The sequence below is a fragment of the Nannocystis sp. RBIL2 genome (assembly GCF_026626745.1).
In the GTDB taxonomy this organism is placed as follows: domain Bacteria; phylum Myxococcota_A; class Polyangia; order Nannocystales; family Nannocystaceae; genus Nannocystis.
The window spans coordinates 5,416,834-5,435,683 of sequence record NZ_JAPNJW010000001.1; the positions used below are offsets into that span (position 1 = coordinate 5,416,834).

The window sequence follows — 18,850 nt, forward strand, 5'->3', positions numbered from 1 at the left end:
CAGGGCCCGCGGGCGTGATCACCGCCCTGGGGCCGAGGGCCCTGCCGCCGCGCTGAGCCTGCTCTCGTCGGCATCTCCCGGACTCGCCGCGAACGCGAGCGTTCGTCGGGCCTCGGCCGCATCTGACAGGCCGGGCGGCTTGACAGCGCGGCCTCGCGCGCTAACAAGCCCGGCATGGCGGCCAGAGCAATTTGGGAAGGAACCATCGGCTTCGGTCTCGTGCAGATCCCCGTCGGGCTGTACTCCGCTGAATCGCGGGACGAGCTCAATTTCGACCTGCTCGACAAGCGCGACATGTCGCCCGTCGGTTATCAGCGGTACAACCGCGAGACCGGCGAGCCGGTCGATTGGGACGACATCGTCAAGGGCTACGCCGTCAAGAAGGGCGAGTACGTGATCCTCGAGAACGAGGACTTCAAGCGCGCCAACGTCAAGGCGACCCAGACTGTCGACATCGTCCAGTTCACCGACGCCGAGGCGATCGACCCGACCTACTTCGAGAAGCCGTACTACCTGGTGCCCGGCAAGCGCGGCGCCAAGCCGTACGTGCTGCTGCGCGAGGCGCTGCGCAAGTCGGGCAAGGTCGGCATCGCCCGGGTCGTCATCCGCACCCGCGAGAGCCTGGCGGCGGTGATGGTCAAGGACGACGCCCTCGTGCTCGAGCTGCTGCGCTACAGCCACGAGCTGCACTCGCTCGCCGACTACGACCTGCCGACCGGCAAGGACGCCCCGAAGATCTCGGCGCCCGAGCTCAAGATGGCCGAGCGGCTGATCGACGAGATGACCGCCGAGTTCAAGCCGGAGGAGTTCAAGGACACCTACCGCGACGAGCTCCTGGCCTTCATCAAGCGCAAGTGGAAGGGCGAGGAGGTCGAGGAGGTCGACGTCGAGGCCGAGGCGCCGGCGACCAACGTGGTCGACATGATGGCGCTGCTCAAGAAGAGCCTCCAGGGCGGCGGCAAGGCCTCCGCCGAGGCGGCCGACAAGCAGAAGAACAAGCCGAAGCGCACGGCGGCCCGTAACCCGCGCCCGGCGAAGGCCAAGAAGGCCTCCGCCACCAACCGCAAGAAGACGGCCAAGCGGGCCAAGACGTCCCGCCGAAAGGCGGCCTGATGTCGCTCGCGCGCTACCATCGGAAGCGCGACTTCGCCGTCACTCCGGAGCCGCGCGGGAAGTCGCCCAGGAGCCGCGCGCAGGGCGAGTTCATCATCCACAAGCACGCCGCGCGGCGCCTTCACTACGACATCCGCCTCGAGATCGACGGCGTGCTCAAGAGCTGGGCCTGCCCCAAGGGCCCGAGCCTCGACCCGCACGACAAGCGGCTCGCGGTCCATGTCGAGGACCACCCGCTCGAGTACGGTGAATTCGAGGGCACCATCCCGCAGGGCGAGTACGGCGGCGGCTCCGTGGTCCTGTGGGATCGCGGCCGCTGGTACCCCGAGGGCGACGCGCGCGCCGACTACCGCGCCGGCAAGCTCAAGTTCCGCTTCGACGGCCACAAGCTGCAGGGCTCCTACACCCTGGTGCGCATGCACGGCCGCCGCGACGACGACCACGACAACTGGCTGCTGATCAAGGAGGACGACGAGGAGGCCAGCGACGACGGCGAGGCCCTCGTGCGCGACCGACCCGAGAGCGTCGTCAGCGGCCGCACGGTCGAGGAGATCGCCGCCGGCGAGCCGGGCAAGAAGAAGCCGCGCAAGACGACCAACAAGACGGCCGCGGACAAGCCGAGCAACAAGTCGATCCGAGGCGCCGGCGGCAACAAGCCGGCCAAGCGCGACGCCGCCAACGCTGCAGTCAAGGCTGTCGCCAAGAAGCCCGCGACCAAGAAGAAGAAGTCGGCCGCGAAGAAATCCGAAGAGCCCGCGCGCCTGCCCACGGCGAAGAAGGCGACCAAGAAGAAGTCGGCCGCGAAGAAATCCGACGAGCCCGCGCGCCCGCCGACGGCGAAGAAGACCGCCAAAAAAGCAGCGAGCAAGAAGACCGCCGCCAAGAAGACCGCGGCCAAGAAGGCCGCGAAGAAGACCACCAAGCGGCCGCGCGCGGCCAAGAAGAAGTCCGCCAAGAAGCGCGCCGCCTCGGGAAAAAAATCACCCGAGCGCCCGCTCCCCGAGCGCGTCGCCCCGCAGCTGGCCACTCTGATCGAAAAACTCCCGGCCGGCGAGGCGTGGTGCCACGAGATCAAGTTCGACGGCTACCGCTTGCTCGCGCGCCTCGAAGATGGCGACGTCCGCCTCATCACCCGCGGCGAGCAGGACTGGACCGAGCGGCTCGCCCCGCTCGCCAAATCGCTGCAGAAGCGGCTCGGCGAGCACCAGGCCCTGGTCGACGGCGAGCTGGTTCACGTCGACGAGGACGGCCTGACCCGCTTCGGCCCGCTGCAGGCAGCGCTGGCGGCCGAGCGCCCCGGCGAGCTCGTGTTCTACGCGTTCGACCTGCTGTGGCTCGACGGCAACGACCTGCGCGCGCTGCCGCTGCTCGAGCGCAAGCAGCTGCTCTCCGCGTTACTCCCGCCCGAGGACGCCCCCGGGCGCGTGCGCCTGTCCGAGCACATCGTCGGCGGCGGCGAGGAGCTGCTCGCGCGCGCCTGCTCGCTCGGCCTCGAGGGCATCCTGGCCAAGCGCGCCGACGCTCCGTACAGGAGCGGCCGCACCCGCGACTGGCTGAAGATCAAGTGCGGTCGCCGCCAGGAGGTCGTCGTCGGCGGCTACGCGACCGCGCGCAGCGGCCCGCGGGCCCTCGGCGCCCTGCTGGTCGGCGTGTTCGACGACGACGGCAAGCTGCAATACGCCGGCAAGGTCGGCACCGGCTTCGACTTCGCCGAGGCGGCGCGCCTCAAGAAGTTGCTGGCAGACAAGGACACCTCGCGCTCCCCGTTCGCCGGTCGTCTGCCCACCGGCCTCGGCGACGTCCAATTCGTCCGCCCCGAGGTCGTGGTCGAGGTCCGCTTCGGCGAGTGGACCCGCGACGACCGGATCCGCCACGCCGTCTACGAGGGGGTGCGCGAGGACAAGCGGCCGAAGCAGGTCCACCGCGAGGCCCCGGCCCCGACCCCCGAAAGCACCGGCGGCCTCGAGGTCCTCGGCGTCCCGCTGTCGAACCCGGGGCGCGTGCTGTGGCCGGACGACGGCATCACCAAGCGCGACCTCGCCGAGTACTACGAGAAGATCGCCGAGTGGATCCTCCCGCAGGTCGCCGACCGTCCGCTCAGCCTGGTGCGCTGCCCCGACGGCATCGGCAAGCCGTGCTTCTTCCAGCGCCACATGAAGCACGACCTGCCCGACGGCATCCAGGCGATCGACCTCGACGACGACGACGAGCCGGCCTACGTCTACGTCCGCGACGCCCGCGGCCTGATCGGCCTGTCCCAGATCGGCGCGCTCGAGCTGCACGCCTGGGGCGCCACAGTCGCCGACCCAGACGCCCCCGACCGCATGGTCCTCGACCTCGACCCCGCCGAGGATGTCCCGTGGGACATGGTCAAAGGCGCAGCCGTGGCCATGCGCGAGCGCCTCGCCCAGCTCGACCTCGACAGCTTCTTAAAAACCACCGGCGGCAAGGGGCTGCACGTGGTCGTCCCGCTGACCGCGGGTCGCCAGAGCTGGGCCGAGGTCAAGGCGTTCTCCCGCGCGATCGCCCACGAGTTCAGCCTCGCCGACCCCGAGCACTTCGTCGACGTCGCCTCCAAGCACAAGCGCCGCGGCAAGATCTACGTCGATTACCTCCGCAACGACCGCAAGGCCACCAGCGTCGCCGCCTACTCGCCGCGGGCCCGCCCCGGCGCCTCGGTGTCCGTCCCGCTGCGCTGGAACGAGCTGGCCGGCCTGACCACGCCCCAGGCCTACGACCTCGAGAGCACCGTCGCCCGCCTCGCCAAGCTGCACCGCGACCCCTGGCGCGAGCTGGCGCGCGTGCGTCAGGTGCTCACCGCCGCCCGCCTCAAGGCGGTCGCTGCCAAGGTGTGAGCGCAAAAAAACTCCGGGACATGTCCCGAAGAACATTGTCCATTGTCCGCCGCGCTATCGCAGCAGGCGATCGAGCTCGTCCTGGATCTTGCCCTCGACGGCGCCCCGGAACCCGCGCAGCACCAGCGGCAGGTCGATCTCCACGCGCACGCTGGTGTCATCGACGCTGACCGTCCCCGAGGTCCCGCGCGCCGCGCCGCGCGGCGTGTCGAAGTTCAATTGATCGCCCCTCCAGTGCCAGCGGATCCCCAGCTTCGCCTCCATGCTGAGGGCCAGGGACTCGGTCTTCTGCCGCGCCATCGCCTTCCCCAGGGCGTTTGAACGGCGGATGCTGATGTTGGCCATGACCTGCAGCATGACTCGAGACCTCCGCTCGACCACCGCGGATCCCCGTCACGCTCCGCCCCACTCCGACGCGTCTCACACTGCTCTGCGGCCCGCCTGAACCTGCGTCGCGCGACCGCTTTGCGCCGTCCGCGCCCGCAGCACGGCCGTCCGCACGCGCGTGCGAACGCCAGCGCGCCCGCGCAGGCCCGGTCGCGCCTGCGGATGCGCGCCCTCGCCCCGCGCTCCCCGGCGGCGGCGCGGGCGTGGTAGAAGGCGCCCCGTCATGCGCCTCGCTGTCCCGAAGTTCCAGTTCCGCTTCGTGCCCTCGCTCGGCCACGTCATCCACCCCGGCAACTTCCATCCGGTCGGTGTTCAGCGCTCGGCCGAGGCGCTGGTCGACCGCGCCGCCGCCAGCGGCCTGTCGCGCGGGGGCGGCGAGCCCGGCGCCTGGCTGGTGATCGGCGGCTCGGGCGGCTTCGGCAGCGCCGCGCGTGTGGTCTTGGGGACATGTCTCGGAGCACATACGCTGAACGTCTCCTATGACCCCGCGCCGCAGCCCGAGAGCTCCAACAAGCTGCGCAAGATCGGCTCGCCCGGGTTCCACCGCACTCTGGCGATCGAGCGGCGCCTGCGGGCCCGCGGGACGGTGCACCGCACCGTCCTCGGCGACGCGTTCGACCCGGCCGTGCTGGCGGCCGCGATCCAGGAGATCCGCGAGCACTTCGGCGGCAAGCTGCACGGCCTGGTGTGGGCGCTGGCGGCCCCGCGGGCGACCGACCCACGCACCGGCAAGCCGGTCCAGAGCGCCCTCAGGCCGCTCGGCAAGCCGGCCACGGTGCGCACCTTCAGCGGCCGCGGCGAGACGCCCGAGGACGCGCCGAAGCTGGTCGAGCTCGAGCTGCCGCCGGGCAGCCCCGAGGAGGCCGTGGCCACCCAGTTCGTCATGGGCGGGCGGATCGTCGAGCAGTGGATCGAGGCGCTGCTGCAGCAGGACCTGCTGGCGCCGGGCTTCACGCTGGCGACCATCTCGTACCGCGGCAACCCGCTCAACGCCGCCGTCTACCGCAACGGCTTGATCGGCCTCGCCAAGGCCGACCTCGAGTTCTACACCCGGGCCATCGACGCGGTCCTGCGCGCGCGCGTGAACGGCCGCGCCGTCGCGGTCGAAGGCCCCGCGGTCGTCACCGAGGCGTCCGGCGGGATCCCCGGAGTCCCCTATTACATGGCCCTCGTCCGCGACGTCCTCGGCGACCGCTTCGAGGACCCGCTCGCCTCCATGCTCCGCCTGTTCCGCGACAAGCTGCCTGCAGGCGGCGAGCCCGTGGTCGACGCCGAGGGCCTGGTCCGTCTCGACGACGTCGAGCTCGACGAGGCCGTCCAATCCGAGCTCTCGCGGCGCTTCTTCGCCGGCAAGCCCGGCGACCCGTTCGACCCCGAGCTCTACCAGAGCTTCATGGACGAGTACGCCCGCACCCGCGGCTTCTCCATCCCCGGCGTCGACTACACCGCCGAGTTCGACACCGACGAGGTCTGCCGCGCCGAGCCGGCTGCCTGATCGGGCATGCTCCAAAAAACATGCCCGCAAGGGCATGTTGAATAGGGCATGTTCGTCGGGGCATGTCCTGTCGAACCGCTGGCCGCAGTCGGACCTGCGGCCGGCGACGAAATGCATGTCCTTCGGTGCATGTCTTCCCTGCACGCCCGTGGCTGCACGCCACGCACGGGCGCGGACATGCTCCTCGCACCGCTGCTGATCCACATTCCTCTCCTTCGCGTCGCGGCCGAATCCTCTGCTCGCGACGAGTCGCCCGTGGAAGAGATTTCACGAGCATGCGGGGGCACGTCCTCTTCTTCGCGCGGCCGAACCTCTGCTCACGGCGTGAGCGCGCGGGGCACGTTTTCGTCTTCGCGTAGGCAGCAGGTCCGGCGCCAGCCGCCCCGGGAGCGCCCCGCGCCGGCTCTTACCGCGGCGCCGCTCTGCTCACGTCGCTGTCGCGAGCGCCTCCGCGGGCCCGGGTTCCCTGCGCGCGAGATCGCGTAGACTCGGCCTCGCGTGCCCGCCGTCCTCGTCCCTGACCGCCTCACCCGCCACGTGGCAGCCGGCCACCCGTGGCTGTACGTCGACGCCGTCCCCGAGGTCGTCGGCGCCCGCACGGGGACTTCGTCACCTTGCTCGGCCAGGGTCGGCGGCCGATCGGCCACGCCCTGTTCGACGCCGACTCGCCGATCGCCCTGCGGGTCGTCGGCACCCGCAAGGACGAGCAGCCCGGGCCTGCGCTGTGGCGCCGGCGCATCGACGCCGCCTGGCGCCTGCGCCAGACCACCCTCGACCTCGCGGCCACCGACGCCTTCCGCGTCCTTCACGGCGAGGGTGACCGCCTGCCCGGCGTCGTCGTCGACCTCTACGCCGGCTGCGCCGTGCTCAAGCTCGACACCCCGGCCTGGCTGCCGCACCTCGGCGACCTCACCGAGGCGATCGTCGACGTCGTCCGCCCGCGCTCGCTGTGGTTCAAGGGCCTGAGCGGCCAGCGCGGCGGCGACGATGTGCCCGCGGCCCAGCGCCCGCGCGTGCTCGCCGGCGAGGCCCCGCCCGAGCGCGTCGAGATCCGCGAGCACGGCATGCGCATGCACGTCGACGTCCGACGCGGCCAGAAGACCGGCATGTTCCTCGACCAGCGCGAGAACCGGCGCTTGATCCGCCAGGTCGCGCGCGGGCGCGAGACCCTCAACCTGTTCTCGTACACCGGCGGCTTCTCGCTGGCCGCCGCGCTCGGCGGGGCCCCGCGGGTCACCAGCGTCGACCTCGCGCGCAACGCAGTCGACGCCGCGCGCGACAACTTCGCCCTCAACGACCTCGACCCGGCCGCGCACGGCTTCGTCGCCGCCGACGCCTTCGCCTTCCTCGAGGACACCGCGGGCACCACCTACGACCTCGTCATCGTCGACCCGCCCTCGTTCGCGCCGAATCACAAGGCAGTGCGCGCCGCCGAGGCCGCCTACGCGAGGCTCAACGCCAGCGCCCTGCGCCAGGTCCGCCCCGGCGGCCTGCTCGCCGCCGCCAGCTGTTCGAGCCATGTCCCGATGGACATGTTCTTAAAAATTCTCAGCGAGTCGGCGCGCCAGGCCCGTCGCCCGCTGCGGCTGCTCGAGGTGCGCCACGAGCCGCCCGATCACCCGTCCCCGCTGCACTTCCCCGAGGGCCGCTACCTCAAGTTCGTGCTCGCGCTCGCCGAGTAGCGCCAGCCCTCGCCGCCCCGCGAGCGCGACCTCGAAGTCGCGCTCGCGCTCGCCGAGAGCCGCGGGCCCTCGTCGCCTCGTCGATCGCAACCTCGGTCGCGCGGCTCGCCGCGCTTCGAGTCGTGCTCACTTTACGGCCAGCAGCTCGACCTCGAACAGCAGCGCTGCGTGTGGCGGGATCACGTCGGAGAACCCGCGGCGGCCGTAGCCGAGGTGGTGCGGGATCGTCAGGCGGCGCTTGCCGCCGACCTTCATGCCGACCACGCCCTGGTCCCAGCCCTTGATCACGTCGCCGGCGCCGAGCTGGAAGTTGAACGGACGCCCGCGGTCCAGCGAGCTGTCGAACTTCGTGCCGCCCTCGACCAGCCAGCCGGTGTAATGCACGCTGACCTGCTTGCCCGGCTCCGCGGTCTCGCCGGTGCCCACCACGATGTCTTCGATCTGTAGCTCTTCGGCCATGACCGAGCCTAGCGCACCCGCCCCGGCCTGTCGCCCCGCCCCGCCGGGGCCCCCGGGCCCCTTCCAGCGCGTGCCCCCGCGAGATCTCGAGAACCGCGCCTGCCTGCCCGTCCGCAGGCACATCGCCGTCCGCGACCACCCAGCCAGTGAGTCCGCAGCGAAACGTCGCCTCGCGTGTACGACTGCGAGATCACGAAAAACGTCCCTACCAGCGAGTCCGCGGACGGATTCTCGTCCGCGCGTGCGACCGCGAGATCGACGACTCGCCTGCAAGTGAGTCTGCGGCCGATCGTCGTCCCCGAGCCGGGAGACCGCCCTGCCAGTGAGTCCGCGGCGGATCGTCGCAGCCAGCAGAGCGGTGGTCGCGCTGGCGCGGACGCGCTAGCTTCACGCTCGATGCTCAACACCGAGATCGGTCGGTTCCGCCTGGTCAGCCTCCTCGAAGGCATCTCGTTCCTCGTGCTGCTCGGGATCGCCATGCCGCTCAAGTACGCCGCCGGCATCCCCGAGGCGGTGCGCTACGTCGGCTGGGCGCACGGCCTTTTGTTCGTGCTCTTCATCCTCGCCCTGCTGTCGGCCTCGACCGCCGCGCGCTGGCCGCTGGCGAAGATCGCCGGCGCCTTCATCGCCAGCGTCATCCCGTTCGGCGCCTTCGTGCTCGAGCGTCGCCTCCGCGAAGAGGAGCGGGCCGCCGCGCGCTGAGCCCCCATGTCGCCGCCGCGCGCCCTGCTCGAGCGAGTCGCCGCCGCCCTCGACGCCGCCCTCGTCGCGCCGAGCCCCGAACTCGTCCGCGCCGCCGCGCAGGACGGCGCCGCTGCCCACGCCAAGCTCCTGGCCCGCGCCCTGCTCGCCATCCCGCCCGAGCTCTTCTTGGAGGCTGTTCCTCCCGACCTGTCTTTTGAGACAGACCCATGGCCGGATCACGATCCGCCTCGCACGCGCGACCCACCTGTCGCTTCGGACCTGCCCCCTCGGCCATCTCATCTTGGTGAAGACATAGAAGTCACCGCCTCCGGGCCCGACCCGCCCGCGCCTACACCGCAGGACCTGTCCCTTCGGTCATCTTCTTCAATCGCCCTCCCCGGCCCCGATCCGCCCGCGCCGCTCGACCTGCCCCTTCGGTCGTCTTCTGCGGTCGCCCTCTCCGGCCCCGATCCGCCCGCGCCGCGCGACCTGTCCCTTCGGTCATCTCCTTCGGTCGCCCTCCCCGGCCCCGATCCACCCGCGCCGGCCTCCGCATCACGCGACCTGCCCCTTCGATCATCTTCTTCGGCCGCCCTCCCCGGCCCTGATCCGCCCGCGCCGGACCCCGCATGGCGCGACCTGCCCCTTCGGCCACCTTCCTCACACCCCGGTCCCGATCCCGCCGCACTGCGAGACCGGCCCCTCACCTCCACGCCGCTCGCCCTCCCCGGCCCCGATCCACCGGCCTTGGCGAACGAGTCACCTGTCCGTTCCGACCTGTCCCCTGGGACTGCTGAGATCGCCGCCCGCACCCACTCGCCGCCGCTCCCCGTCGAGGCGCTCGGCGAGGTCTACGCCGCCCTCGCCGGCCGCCGGATCGTCCGCCTCGACGTCGGCGCCTTCCCGCTGCGCGACCTTTACGGTCGTACCATTTGGATCTCCCTGCCCGAGCTCCTGGCGGCGCCTCACGCCTCGCGCGCCCACCATTTGCGCGGCCTCGGCCTCTCGCGCGAGGCCGCCCGGCGGTGCGTGAGCGGGCTCGCCGGTGTCGACGACCAGACCCTCGCCCGCAAGGTCCTCGCCCGCGCCCGCGGCGATCCGCCAGCCACCGGCCGCCCGGGTGACCTGGTCTTTCAGCCATCTCCCGACCGCCGCCGCGCCGGCGCTCACTACACCCCGCGTTACCTCGCCGACACCGTCGTCTGCGCCGCCCTGCGACCCCTGCTCGCCGCGCTGGGCCCCGCGCCGACGGCCGACCAACTGCTCCGGCTGAAGGTCTGCGACCCGGCCATGGGCTGCGGCGCCTTCCTCCTCGCAGTCGCCCGCCGCCTCGCCCTCCACCTCGTCGCCGCCTGGGAGCGCGCCGGCGACCTCTCGCCCGATCGGCACCGGCGAGCGCGCCGGCTCGTCGTCGAGCGCTGCGTCTTCGGCGTCGACGCCGACCCCTTCGCAGTCGCCCTCGCCCGGCGTTCGCTCTGGCTGCTCTTCGGGACAGGTGACCCGCCGGCGGGCTTCCTTTTAAAAAACCTTCGACACGGCGACGCCCTCCTCGGCCTCGACCTCGCCGCCCTGCGCGCCTTCCACTGGCGGCCTGCTCCCGCGCAGCCGGCGATCGCCGCTGCAATTGCCCGCGACCCCGAGCTCGCCGTTCGTTTGGGCGACCTCGTCGTCGGCGCATTCCTGTCCCAGCGGACAGATCGGGACCGCGAACGCGAGCGCCGCCGCCGGCTCCTCGCCGTCGAGGCCGCGCTCGCCCGCGGCGGTGATCTGCCGGCCTTCCCCGCGCCCGCCCCGCTCGCCCCGCCGCTCCACTGGCCGCTCGCCTTCTCCCACCCCTTCGACGCCTTCGTCGGCAACCCGCCCTTCCTCGGCGGCAGCCAGATCTCCGGCGCCTTCGGCGATCCCTACCTCGCGTGGCTGCTCGCCCTCCACCCGGGCGCCCACGGCAACGCCGATTTGTGCGCGCACTTCCTCCGCCGCGTCGACGGCCTCCTCGCCGCCAGCGGCACCATCGGCTTCATCGCCACCAACACCATCGGCCAGGGTGACACGCGGACCACCGGCCTGCAGCCTCTGCTCGCCCGCGGCCACGTCCTCTACGACGTCACCCGCGACCTGCCCTGGCCCGAGGCGGCAGTCGTCACGGTCGCGGTCGTCCACCTCGCCCGCGGCCCCGCGGCGGCTGCGGCCGCTCCCTACCTGCTGCGCGAGCCAGCGCATAACCTGTCCCAAAAACCATCCAATCTCATCGACCCCCTCGATCTCGACCTGTCCCATCGACCCGTCGCCGACGAACCCCCCGCCTCCACCCACCGCGTGCGTCTCGTCGCCGGCCTCACCTCCCACCTGCACGCCGGGAGCGAGCGGCCCGATCCGCGTCCGCTCGCGGCGAACCGCAGGATCGCCTTCGCCGGCAGCAAGGTCTACGGCCAGGGTTTCTTGCTCACCGCCGCCGAGCGGGCCGAGCTGCTCGCTCGCGACCCGCGCAACGGCGCGCGGATCTTCCCTTACCTCGGGGGCGACGACATCGCCCACGCTGGCGGCCCGCGGCGCTTCGTCATCAACTTCGGCGCTTGCAGCCTGGCCGAGGCCGAGGCCTGGCCCGACCTTTTGGCGCTCGTGCGCGAGCGCGTCAAGCCGGAGCGCGACCGCAATCCCCGCGAGGTCCGCCGGCGTCACTGGTGGCGCTTCGGCGAGCCCGCGCCTGGCCTCTACGCCGCCCTCCGCGGCCTCGACCGTTGTGTCGTCAATTCGCAGGTCGGCAAGCACCTCGTCTTCGACCTCGTCGCCACCGACTATGTCTATAGCCATACCACCTACGTCTACGCCAGCCCGGCCCCGCTCAGCCTGTTCGCGGTGTTGCAGTCGCGGGTCCACGAGCTGTGGGCCCGCCACCTCGCCTCGTCGATGAAGACCGACCTGCGCTACTCGATCTCCGACTGTTTTAATAATTTCCCGTTCCCCGCCGCTGGCCCGCGCGTCGACAGCCCCGCCCTGGCGGCCTCGGCCGCGCGACTGCTCGCCGCCCGCGCAGCCGCCCTCGCCGGCCCCGCGCGCTCGTTGACAGCCCTCTACAACGCCCTCCTCGGCCCGCGCCGCGAATCGCTGCTCGACGACCTGCGGGCCGCTCACGACCTCCTCGATCGCGCAGTGCTCGACGCCTACGCCTGGAGCGACCTGCGGCTGCCCGCCTGGCCGCGGCCGCTGGCGGGCGAGCCCGTCGCCGCCGAGCTGTTCGACCGGCTGCTCGCTGCCAACGCCATCGCCGCGCAGTGACTGCGCCCGACCGCGCGCTGTCGATCAGAACATGTCCTTCAGAACATGTCCGAGGTCGACGCCTGCGAGCGAAGACGTGGGGTCGAAGCATGACATGTCCTTCAGGACATGTCCATCTCGCGGCTCACGCCTCCGCGGCGGGCAGCTCGATCAGCCGGAAGTGCGGCCCGTCGGGGTGGAGCCGGCGCATCAGCGGCAGCGCCACGTTGTACACCGGCACCCCGTTGCTCATGGTCCCTTCGGGATAGCCCTTGTGCGCGTGGCCGTGGATCACCGCCGACACCGGGTAGCGCATCAGCGGCTCCTCGAGGCGGCTGGAGCCGAGGAACGGGAAGATCTCGAGCGGCTCGCCCTCCACGGTCGCGCGGATCGGCGAGTAGTGCAGCAGCGCCAGGCGTTGCGGCGTGCGCAGGCGGGCCAGCGCCGACTCGAGCTTGAGCGCCTCGTCGAGGGTCTCGCGGACGAACGCCTTGGTCCCGGACTCGCCCCACGGGCCCAGCGAGTAGCGGCCGAAGCCGCCGCAGAAGCCCTTGATCCCGGCGATCCCGACCCCGCGGACCTCGACCGACTCGCCGTCGAGCACCGTCACTCCGGCGGCGGTGAGGATCTCCTTCACCTCCGTCTCGTGGCCGGATTCGAAGTCGTGGTTGCCGAGCACCGCCACGATCGGCGCGCGCAGCCCGTGGAGCTCGCGCGCCAATACGTGGGCCTCCTCGGGCAGGCCGTAGTCGGTCAGGTCGCCGCACATCACCAGCACGTCGGCGGCCTGGGCGGCCTGCTGCAGCAGCGGCGACAGAGCGCCGTGCGACTGCTTGGTGCAGTGCAGATCGCTCACCGCCGCGATCCGGATGGTCGTACCCGTCGCTGCGTCCATCCGTCACCTCCCGTGCTTGTCGATCGCGGCCGTCCAGTGGGCGATGTCTTCGCGCGACATCCAGCGCTCCTCGAGCCGCGCGTCGGCCAGCTCCCAGCAGTCGATGTCGGTCAGGTATTGCTGTCTCGAGAGCAATGTCCCTTTGCACACGCTCTTCTGCGCGTAGGTGTCGCGGCGCAGGCGGTCGAGCAGGTGGAGCATCACCGGGCCGGGGATCTTGCTCTGTTCACCGGGGTAGATGAAGCCGAACAGGATCAGGTGCGACAGCAGCACGCGGAAGTGGTCGCCGAAGCGACGGACCAGGCGCGACCAGTCGAGCTCGTCGGCGCAGGCGCGCAGCACGTGGGCCACGTCGGCGCCGTCGAAGCGCTCGCGCTCCATGATGAACGCCTTGCTCCACACCATCTCCTCCGGCGGCACCAGCAGCACGTCCTGGTCGAGCACCAGGTCGCGGCGGGCGTGGTCGAACCACTGCGCGTCGACGCGGGCGACTGCGTTGCCGGAGCTGAAGATGACGTCGACGAAGTCCTCGCCGCAGTGGGCCTTGCCCAGCCAGTGCGGGAACGCCATGTCGACTGTGTAGCCCTCGGCGGCCAGCACCGCGAGCGTGCGCTCCGCGTCCTCGGGCAGGACGAAGATGTCGAGGTCTTTGGTGTGGCGCTCGATGCCGGTGTAGCGGGCGAAGGCGTAGGCGCCTCCGACCATGAACGGCACCTCGGCGGCCGTCAGCGCTTGCATCGTGCGGACGTAGAAATTCCGGGCTTGTGGGTCCACCAGGTCGGTCACGGGCCCCCCTCCGTCATGGTTCTGGGAGTCTGAGCACCGCTGCGCGACGCGTCGAAGCGGCGTCCCCGGCGCTGCCGCAAAGTGTGCTTTGCGTCAACTTCCGGGGCCGGCGGCTCGTTCGGCGGAGAACCCGCACCCCCTTTGGCGCGGCGTGCGGCGGCTGCAGGGGCCTCAGAACACCGAGATCGACAGGAGCGCCTCTTCGCGGGTCGAGCGGGCCTGCTGGCGCAGCCGCCAGACCGCCACCGCCGCGCCGAGCGCCAGCACCCACGGCGGGATGCGGCCCCACCCGCCCGGACCATCACCTGACCCGAGGGACAGGTCGAGAAGGCGCAGGCACAGGAACGAGGCCGCGTAGACCATCCCCGCCGCGCTGACCATCGCCGCCAGCGAGCGCGCCCACGCCACCGCGCGCGGGCTGTTGCTCCACACCTCGCGCTGCAAGTAGCGGACGTAGAGGTAGCCCGGCGTGGCCAGCACCCCGAACGCCGCCGCCACCGCGAGCCCGCCCGGCACCGACGACGCCGAGAAGATCAGCGCCAGCACATCGGCCAGGCCGCCGATCAGGAGCGCCGCGCCGATGCCCGAGTAAGCCGCGATCTCCGGCCGGGCGCGCCGCGCCACCGCCGACAGCTCGTCGATGTCGGTGGCACTGCGGGCCGCCAGCGACGTCGACGCGCGCAGCGCGACCGCCTCGGTCGGGTCGGCCGGCGCGACGAAGCCGGCCAGCGCGGCGTCGAACTCCTCGAGGTCCGCGTAGCGCTGCGCCGGCTCGCGCGCCATCGCCCGCTGCAGCACCATCTCGAACGCCTCCGGCAGCTCGCGGAGGATCGCGCGCGGCCGCGGCGGCTCCGACGTCAGCACCGCGTGCAGCGCCGCCGCGGCGTCGTCGATGTCGAACGGCGGCCGCCCCGTGACGCAGCGATAGGCGATCGCGCCGAGAGCGTAGAGGTCGGCGCGCCCGTCGACCTTCGACCCACGCGCCTGCTCCGGCGCCATGTAGGCCGGCGTGCCCATGATCATCCCGGTCTGCGTCTGGCTGGCCTTCGGGTCATGTAGCTTGGCGATGCCGAAGTCGATCAGCTTGACCGTCGGGCTCGCCGGGTCGCCGACGAGGAACAGGTTGGTCGGCTTGAGGTCGCGGTGGATGACCCCGCGCGAGTGCGCCACCGTCAGCACCGCCGCCGCCTGGCGGAGGATGTGGACCGTCTCGCGCACGCCGATCCGGCCGACCCGGTCGAGGTGTTGCCCGAGGTCCTCGCCGACCAGCCGCTCGCACACGATGAACGGCGTCCCGTCGATCGTCTGGTCGACGTCGTGGATCTGCACCACGTTGGGGTGCACGATGGCCGCGGCGATCTCGGCCTCGCGGCGGAAGCGGGACACCACCTCGGCGTCGCTCGCCAGCACGCGGTGGAGGATCTTCACCGCCACGGTGCGACCGGGCATGCGGACGTGCTTGGCCTCGTAGACCCGCCCCATCCCGCCGTCGCCGATCACCGCCTCGATGCGGTACTTCTCCGCCAGCGTCGAGCCGATGTACGGGTCGTCGGTCTGCGAATCGACCCCGATCAGCTCGACCGCGTGGCGCGGGCAGACCTTGTAATCGAGCGGAAAGTGCTCCCCGCACGTCGGGCACCGTCGAGGCAATACGGTGCGGTCCTGCTCGCCCGGGCTCATGGCCGGCAGCATAAGAGAATTCGGGCCCGCGGCGCCATCGCGCGTCCGCTCACGCGGTTCGGCCGGCCATCGCGTCCCCGGGGCCCCGAGGGCCGGCGAGGGCCCGCGCCCGCGCGCCGACTCGGGGCCGCGCCCGCCGGCCGTCACCGCCCCGTCACCTGCCCCGGGACGCGCCCGGCGGCGCGACTCGCACCAGGGAGATCGCCGCCGCCGCCCCCGCCGGCAGACTCTTGCCTGCGGCCATGCCGGATGTCGCGCCGCGTCCCCGGGCCCGCGTGTACCCGCGCCTCGCGCCCGCGCGGCACCCCGGCGAGCTCGGCCGAGCTCGGTCCCCGCCGCGCACGGCTTGCAGCGCTCGCGGCTCGACCTGTCTCTTCGGACATTGTCGCATCACACCCCTGTCTACACTCTACATTCGGCTTATCATTCGTAAGCGGGGGCGGAGGATCGAATCGACAGAGTTTGTGCTCAGCACATTCGCCGCGTCCACGATCGCCCCCGCACCGTCGCCGGCAGGCCCCAGCAGGCTGTGCGGCTACTTTTCAACGTTTGCGAATACATCGTTCCTCGCGATCGCCCATTGACGCGCCACTTGTACGGGGCAAAGCGCGGGCCTATCCTCGCCCGCGACCGGCATGGACGAATCGATGATGACGCTGCGCCGGCTGCTGGCGGTCCACGACGAGGCCATCATCGAGGCCGGCACCGCGTGGGTGCGGGAGGCGGCCGCGGTCGACCTGGCGGAGCGGCCATTGGCCGAGACGCGGGCGCTGGTGGCCGAGAGCGTGCGGGCCTACGCTGCGCTGCTGCTGGACGGCGACCCGCGGCCGCGCGACGCCTTCATCGAGCGGGTCACCACCTTGCGCTCGACCCAGCGGTTCCAGATCTCCACCCTCCTGCGCGGCTTCTTCGCGTTCCACCGCGCGATGGGGCCGGTCCTCGCCCGCCACAGCGTCCCGCACCACCTCGCCTTCGCCATCCTGCGCCGGGTCGACGCCGCCTGCTCCGAGGCCGCCTTCCTCACCGCCGACACCTACGCGCGCAAGCTCCACGCAGTCGTCGACGACGCCCAGCGCGAGCTGGTGCGGCGCGAGAAGCTGGCCGCGCTCGGCGGCCTCGTCGCCGGCGTCGCCCACGAGGTGGGCACCCCGCTCGGCGTCGCCGTCACCGCAGTCTCGCTCGCGCAGGACTGCCTGCAGGAGCTGAGCGACGCCTTCGCCGCCGGCGCGCTGCGCCAGCGCGACCTCGTGGGCGGCCTCGGGCGCGCGCGCGAGGCCGCGGACATCGGCCTCGGCAACCTCCAGCGGGCCGCCGGCCTCGTCGCCGGCTTCAAGCAGCTCGCGGTCGACCAGAGCAGCGAATCGCGGCGCGCGGTCGCCCTCGGCGCCCACGTCCACGAGCTTTTGGCCAGCCTGGCGCCGCTGTACCGCCGCGGCCCGCACCGGGTCGAGGTCGACGTGCGGGCCGACCTCGTCGTCACCACCTACCCCGGCGCGATCGCCCAGATCGTCACCAACCTGCTGCACAACGCGCTCGTGCACGCATTTCCTTCGGGACATGTCGGAACGGTCATCTTGTGGATCGACCGCTCCGCCGACGGCCAGGTCGAGCTCGGCTGCGGCGACGACGGCGTCGGCATCTCGCCCGAGCTGCTGCGCCGGGTCTACGAGCCCTTCTTCACCACCGCGCGCGGCAGCGGCGGCAGCGGCCTCGGGCTCCACATCGTCCACAACCTCGTCACCGACCTCCTGTGCGGCACGATCCGCGCCGAGTCCACGCCCGGGCGCGGCGCTCGCTTCACCGTCCGCTTCCCCGCCCACGCCGAGGCATGACCCCACCCGACACCCACTCCCGCGCGCCGCGAGCCCCGTCCGCGCCGGTCGTCCCGCACCTCGGCCGGCTCGAGCTCGACCCGCGGCTCGTCGTCCGCAGCTTCGACGCCGGCTTCGCCGCGATCGCGGGCGAGCGCGCCGACGAGGTCCTCGGGCGCCCGCTCGACGCCCTCTTCAGCGTCCGCGATCGCCGTGGGATCCTCCGCTTCGACGAGCTCGTCAGTCACAGCAACGCCGACCACATCGACCTCGACATCCACCTCCGCCTCGGCGCCCGCGAGGTCCTCACCCGCCTGCTCCTCTCGCGCACCGACGTCGGCTGGCTCGCCTTCGTCGAGGACCTCGGCGGCGCCGGCAACCTCGTGTGCGAGCTGGCCCAGAGCCGCGAGCTGTGGCGCGAGGTCGTGCATCAATCGGCCGAGGGCGTCGCAGTGCTCGGCAGCGACGGCAAGCTGCTCGAGTACAACCCCGCCTTCTTCCGCCTGCTCGACCTCCGCTCGACCCGCAACATCCCGCTGAGCGAGGAGGCGGTGCGCGGCGCGGCGCTCGTCGACCTGCTGCAGGGCGACTCGCTCGCCCCGCTGCGCGACCACCTCGCCGGCCGCGCCGCGCTCGGCCGCGAGTTGCAGCACCGCGGCCGCTGGCTCGAGTTCGCCGCCCGCCCGCTGGCCTTGCCGCGGCAGCGGTTCGCCGGCGTGTGGCTGACGCTGCGCGACGTCACCGAGCGGCGCCGGGCCGAGCGCCTGCGGACCGCCCTCGACGCCGCCCGCGAGGAGCTCCTGCGCAAGGAGAAGCGAACCGCGCTCGGCGGGCTCGTCGACGGCATCGCCCACGAGATCGGCAACCCGCTCGGCGTCGCGGTCACCGCCGCCAGCCTCGCCCAGGATCAGCTGCACGAGCTGCGCGCCTCGTTCGAGGCCGGCATCCTGCGCCAGCGCGACATGCGGCACCACCTGCAGCAGGCGCTCGCCGCCGCCGACATGGCGCTCGCCAACCTGCGCCGCGCCGCCGCCCTGGTCGCCGGGGTCAAGCAGATCGCCCTCGACAGCTCCGAAAAGGTCCGCGAGGACATGTCCATCGGGACATATGTGAGCACCGTCGTCGCCAGCCTGAGCTCGCTCTCCTCCGGCACCCCGCACCGCGTCGGCGTCGACGTGCGCGCCGACCCGATCGTCTCGGTGTTCCCGGCCGCGCTGGCGCAGATCGTCACCAACCTCGTCCACAACGCCCTGACCCACGCCTTCCCCGCCGGCAGGCCCGGCCGCGTGGTCGTGTGGGTCGATCAGGTCGCGGGCGAGCTGGTCGAGATCGGCTGCCGCGACGACGGCGTCGGCATGACTACGGCCACGCTCCTGCGGATCTACGAGCCCTTCTTCACCACCGCCCGCGACCAGGGCAGCGGCCTCGGGCTCTACATCGTCCACAACCTCGTCACCGACCTGCTCCGCGGCACGATCGTCGCCCGCGCCGCACCCGAACGCGGCACCACCGTCGTCGTCCGCTTCCCCGCGCGCCCCGGAGACTTATGACCCGCCCGCACGACGACCTGGCCCGCTCTCGCCGCACGCTCATCGCCCGCCCCGCGCCCCACCGTCGTCGTCCGCTTCCCCGCGCGCCCCGAAGACTCATGACTCGCCCGCACGACGACCTCGCTCGCTTGCGCGGCCCGCTCGCCCGCGCCGCACTTGAGCGCCGCACCACCGTCTTCCCCGCGCGCCCGGCAAACT

At 72.1% G+C, this 18,850-nt stretch carries 13 protein-coding genes; 8 read left to right on the forward strand and 5 right to left on the reverse strand.

The genetic code is table 11. The features are described 5' to 3' along the window. Positions 1-174 precede the first annotated feature (174 nt). Positions 175-1,113 (forward strand): Ku protein, encoded by a 939-nt coding sequence (locus tag OV090_RS21520; protein WP_267705912.1) that lies wholly within the window; start codon positions 175-177, stop codon positions 1,111-1,113. Next, positions 1,113-3,968 carry a DNA ligase D gene (gene ligD / locus OV090_RS21525; RefSeq protein ID WP_267705914.1) on the forward strand — a complete coding sequence of 952 codons (2,856 nt, stop codon included), beginning with the start codon at positions 1,113-1,115 and terminating at the stop codon, positions 3,966-3,968. Before OV090_RS21520 ends, ligD begins: the two co-directional genes overlap by 1 nt. A gap of 54 nt (positions 3,969-4,022) precedes the next feature. Here the strand turns inward: ligD and OV090_RS21530 are convergent, their stop codons facing one another. Further along, positions 4,023-4,313 (reverse strand): polyhydroxyalkanoic acid system family protein, encoded by a 291-nt coding sequence (locus OV090_RS21530; protein ID WP_267705915.1) that lies wholly within the window; start codon positions 4,311-4,313, stop codon positions 4,023-4,025. Positions 4,314-4,578: 265 nt separating this feature from the next. Between OV090_RS21530 and OV090_RS21535 the strand changes: the two genes are divergently transcribed. Next, entirely contained in the window at positions 4,579-5,850 is a 1,272-nt protein-coding gene (locus OV090_RS21535; RefSeq protein WP_267705916.1) for a hypothetical protein, read from the forward strand. Positions 5,851-6,464: 614 nt separating this feature from the next. Continuing rightward, positions 6,465-7,532 carry a class I SAM-dependent rRNA methyltransferase gene (locus OV090_RS21540; RefSeq protein WP_267705917.1) on the forward strand — a complete coding sequence of 356 codons (1,068 nt, stop codon included), beginning with the start codon at positions 6,465-6,467 and terminating at the stop codon, positions 7,530-7,532. A gap of 126 nt (positions 7,533-7,658) precedes the next feature. On the opposite strand, the gene OV090_RS21545 is transcribed toward OV090_RS21540, so the two are convergent. Beyond that, on the reverse strand, positions 7,659-7,991 hold the full coding sequence (locus OV090_RS21545) for an FKBP-type peptidyl-prolyl cis-trans isomerase (RefSeq protein ID WP_267705918.1): 333 nt from the start codon (positions 7,989-7,991) through the stop codon (positions 7,659-7,661). Between the two features lie 396 nt (positions 7,992-8,387). Here OV090_RS21545 and OV090_RS21550 point away from each other — a divergent pair, with 396 nt between their 5' ends. Both OV090_RS21550 and OV090_RS21555 read left to right on the forward strand, forming a co-directional pair. Beyond that, positions 8,388-8,693: a DUF3817 domain-containing protein gene (locus OV090_RS21550; RefSeq protein WP_267705919.1), complete on the forward strand. Its 306-nt coding sequence runs from the start codon at positions 8,388-8,390 to the stop codon at positions 8,691-8,693. 729 nt (positions 8,694-9,422) lie between these two features. Next, on the forward strand, positions 9,423-11,951 hold the full coding sequence (locus OV090_RS21555) for a type IIL restriction-modification enzyme MmeI (RefSeq protein WP_267705920.1): 2,529 nt from the start codon (positions 9,423-9,425) through the stop codon (positions 11,949-11,951). 124 nt (positions 11,952-12,075) lie between these two features. On the opposite strand, the gene OV090_RS21560 is transcribed toward OV090_RS21555, so the two are convergent. The 3 genes from OV090_RS21560 to OV090_RS21570 all read right to left on the reverse strand — a co-directional run bounded on the left by OV090_RS21560 (position 12,076) and on the right by OV090_RS21570 (position 15,291). After that, a complete protein-coding gene (locus OV090_RS21560) occupies positions 12,076-12,825 on the reverse strand; it encodes a metallophosphoesterase (RefSeq protein WP_267705921.1) in 750 nt (249 codons plus the stop codon). 3 nt (positions 12,826-12,828) lie between these two features. Then, positions 12,829-13,611 carry a nucleotidyltransferase family protein gene (locus OV090_RS21565; protein WP_267705922.1) on the reverse strand — a complete coding sequence of 261 codons (783 nt, stop codon included), beginning with the start codon at positions 13,609-13,611 and terminating at the stop codon, positions 12,829-12,831. 171 nt (positions 13,612-13,782) lie between these two features. Next, entirely contained in the window at positions 13,783-15,291 is a 1,509-nt protein-coding gene (locus OV090_RS21570) for a serine/threonine-protein kinase (RefSeq protein WP_267705923.1), read from the reverse strand. 635 nt (positions 15,292-15,926) lie between these two features. Between OV090_RS21570 and OV090_RS21575 the strand changes: the two genes are divergently transcribed. After that, positions 15,927-17,123 carry a HAMP domain-containing sensor histidine kinase gene (locus OV090_RS21575; protein WP_267705924.1) on the forward strand — a complete coding sequence of 399 codons (1,197 nt, stop codon included), beginning with the start codon at positions 15,927-15,929 and terminating at the stop codon, positions 17,121-17,123. Continuing rightward, positions 17,120-18,652, forward strand: a complete 1,533-nt coding sequence (locus tag OV090_RS21580; RefSeq protein ID WP_267705925.1) for an ATP-binding protein — start codon at positions 17,120-17,122, stop codon at positions 18,650-18,652. The genes OV090_RS21575 and OV090_RS21580 overlap by 4 nt, the downstream gene beginning before the upstream one ends. Positions 18,653-18,850: the final 198 nt, after the last annotated feature.

What these genes read in the sequence shown, in the direction of transcription:
- OV090_RS21570 (WP_267705923.1), bottom strand. Translation starts at nt 15,291, where the DNA reads ATGAGCCCGGGCGAGCAGGACCGCACCGTATTGCCTCGACGGTGCCCG.
- OV090_RS21545 (WP_267705918.1), bottom strand. Translation starts at nt 7,991, where the DNA reads ATGGCCGAAGAGCTACAGATCGAAGACATCGTGGTGGGCACCGGCGAG.
- OV090_RS21530 (WP_267705915.1), bottom strand. Translation starts at nt 4,313, where the DNA reads ATGGCCAACATCAGCATCCGCCGTTCAAACGCCCTGGGGAAGGCGATG.
- OV090_RS21560 (WP_267705921.1), bottom strand. Translation starts at nt 12,825, where the DNA reads ATGGACGCAGCGACGGGTACGACCATCCGGATCGCGGCGGTGAGCGAT.
- OV090_RS21550 (WP_267705919.1), top strand. Translation starts at nt 8,388, where the DNA reads ATGCTCAACACCGAGATCGGTCGGTTCCGCCTGGTCAGCCTCCTCGAA.
- OV090_RS21580 (WP_267705925.1), top strand. Translation starts at nt 17,120, where the DNA reads ATGACCCCACCCGACACCCACTCCCGCGCGCCGCGAGCCCCGTCCGCG.
- ligD (WP_267705914.1), top strand. Translation starts at nt 1,113, where the DNA reads ATGTCGCTCGCGCGCTACCATCGGAAGCGCGACTTCGCCGTCACTCCG.
- OV090_RS21575 (WP_267705924.1), top strand. Translation starts at nt 15,927, where the DNA reads ATGGACGAATCGATGATGACGCTGCGCCGGCTGCTGGCGGTCCACGAC.
- OV090_RS21535 (WP_267705916.1), top strand. Translation starts at nt 4,579, where the DNA reads ATGCGCCTCGCTGTCCCGAAGTTCCAGTTCCGCTTCGTGCCCTCGCTC.
- OV090_RS21520 (WP_267705912.1), top strand. Translation starts at nt 175, where the DNA reads ATGGCGGCCAGAGCAATTTGGGAAGGAACCATCGGCTTCGGTCTCGTG.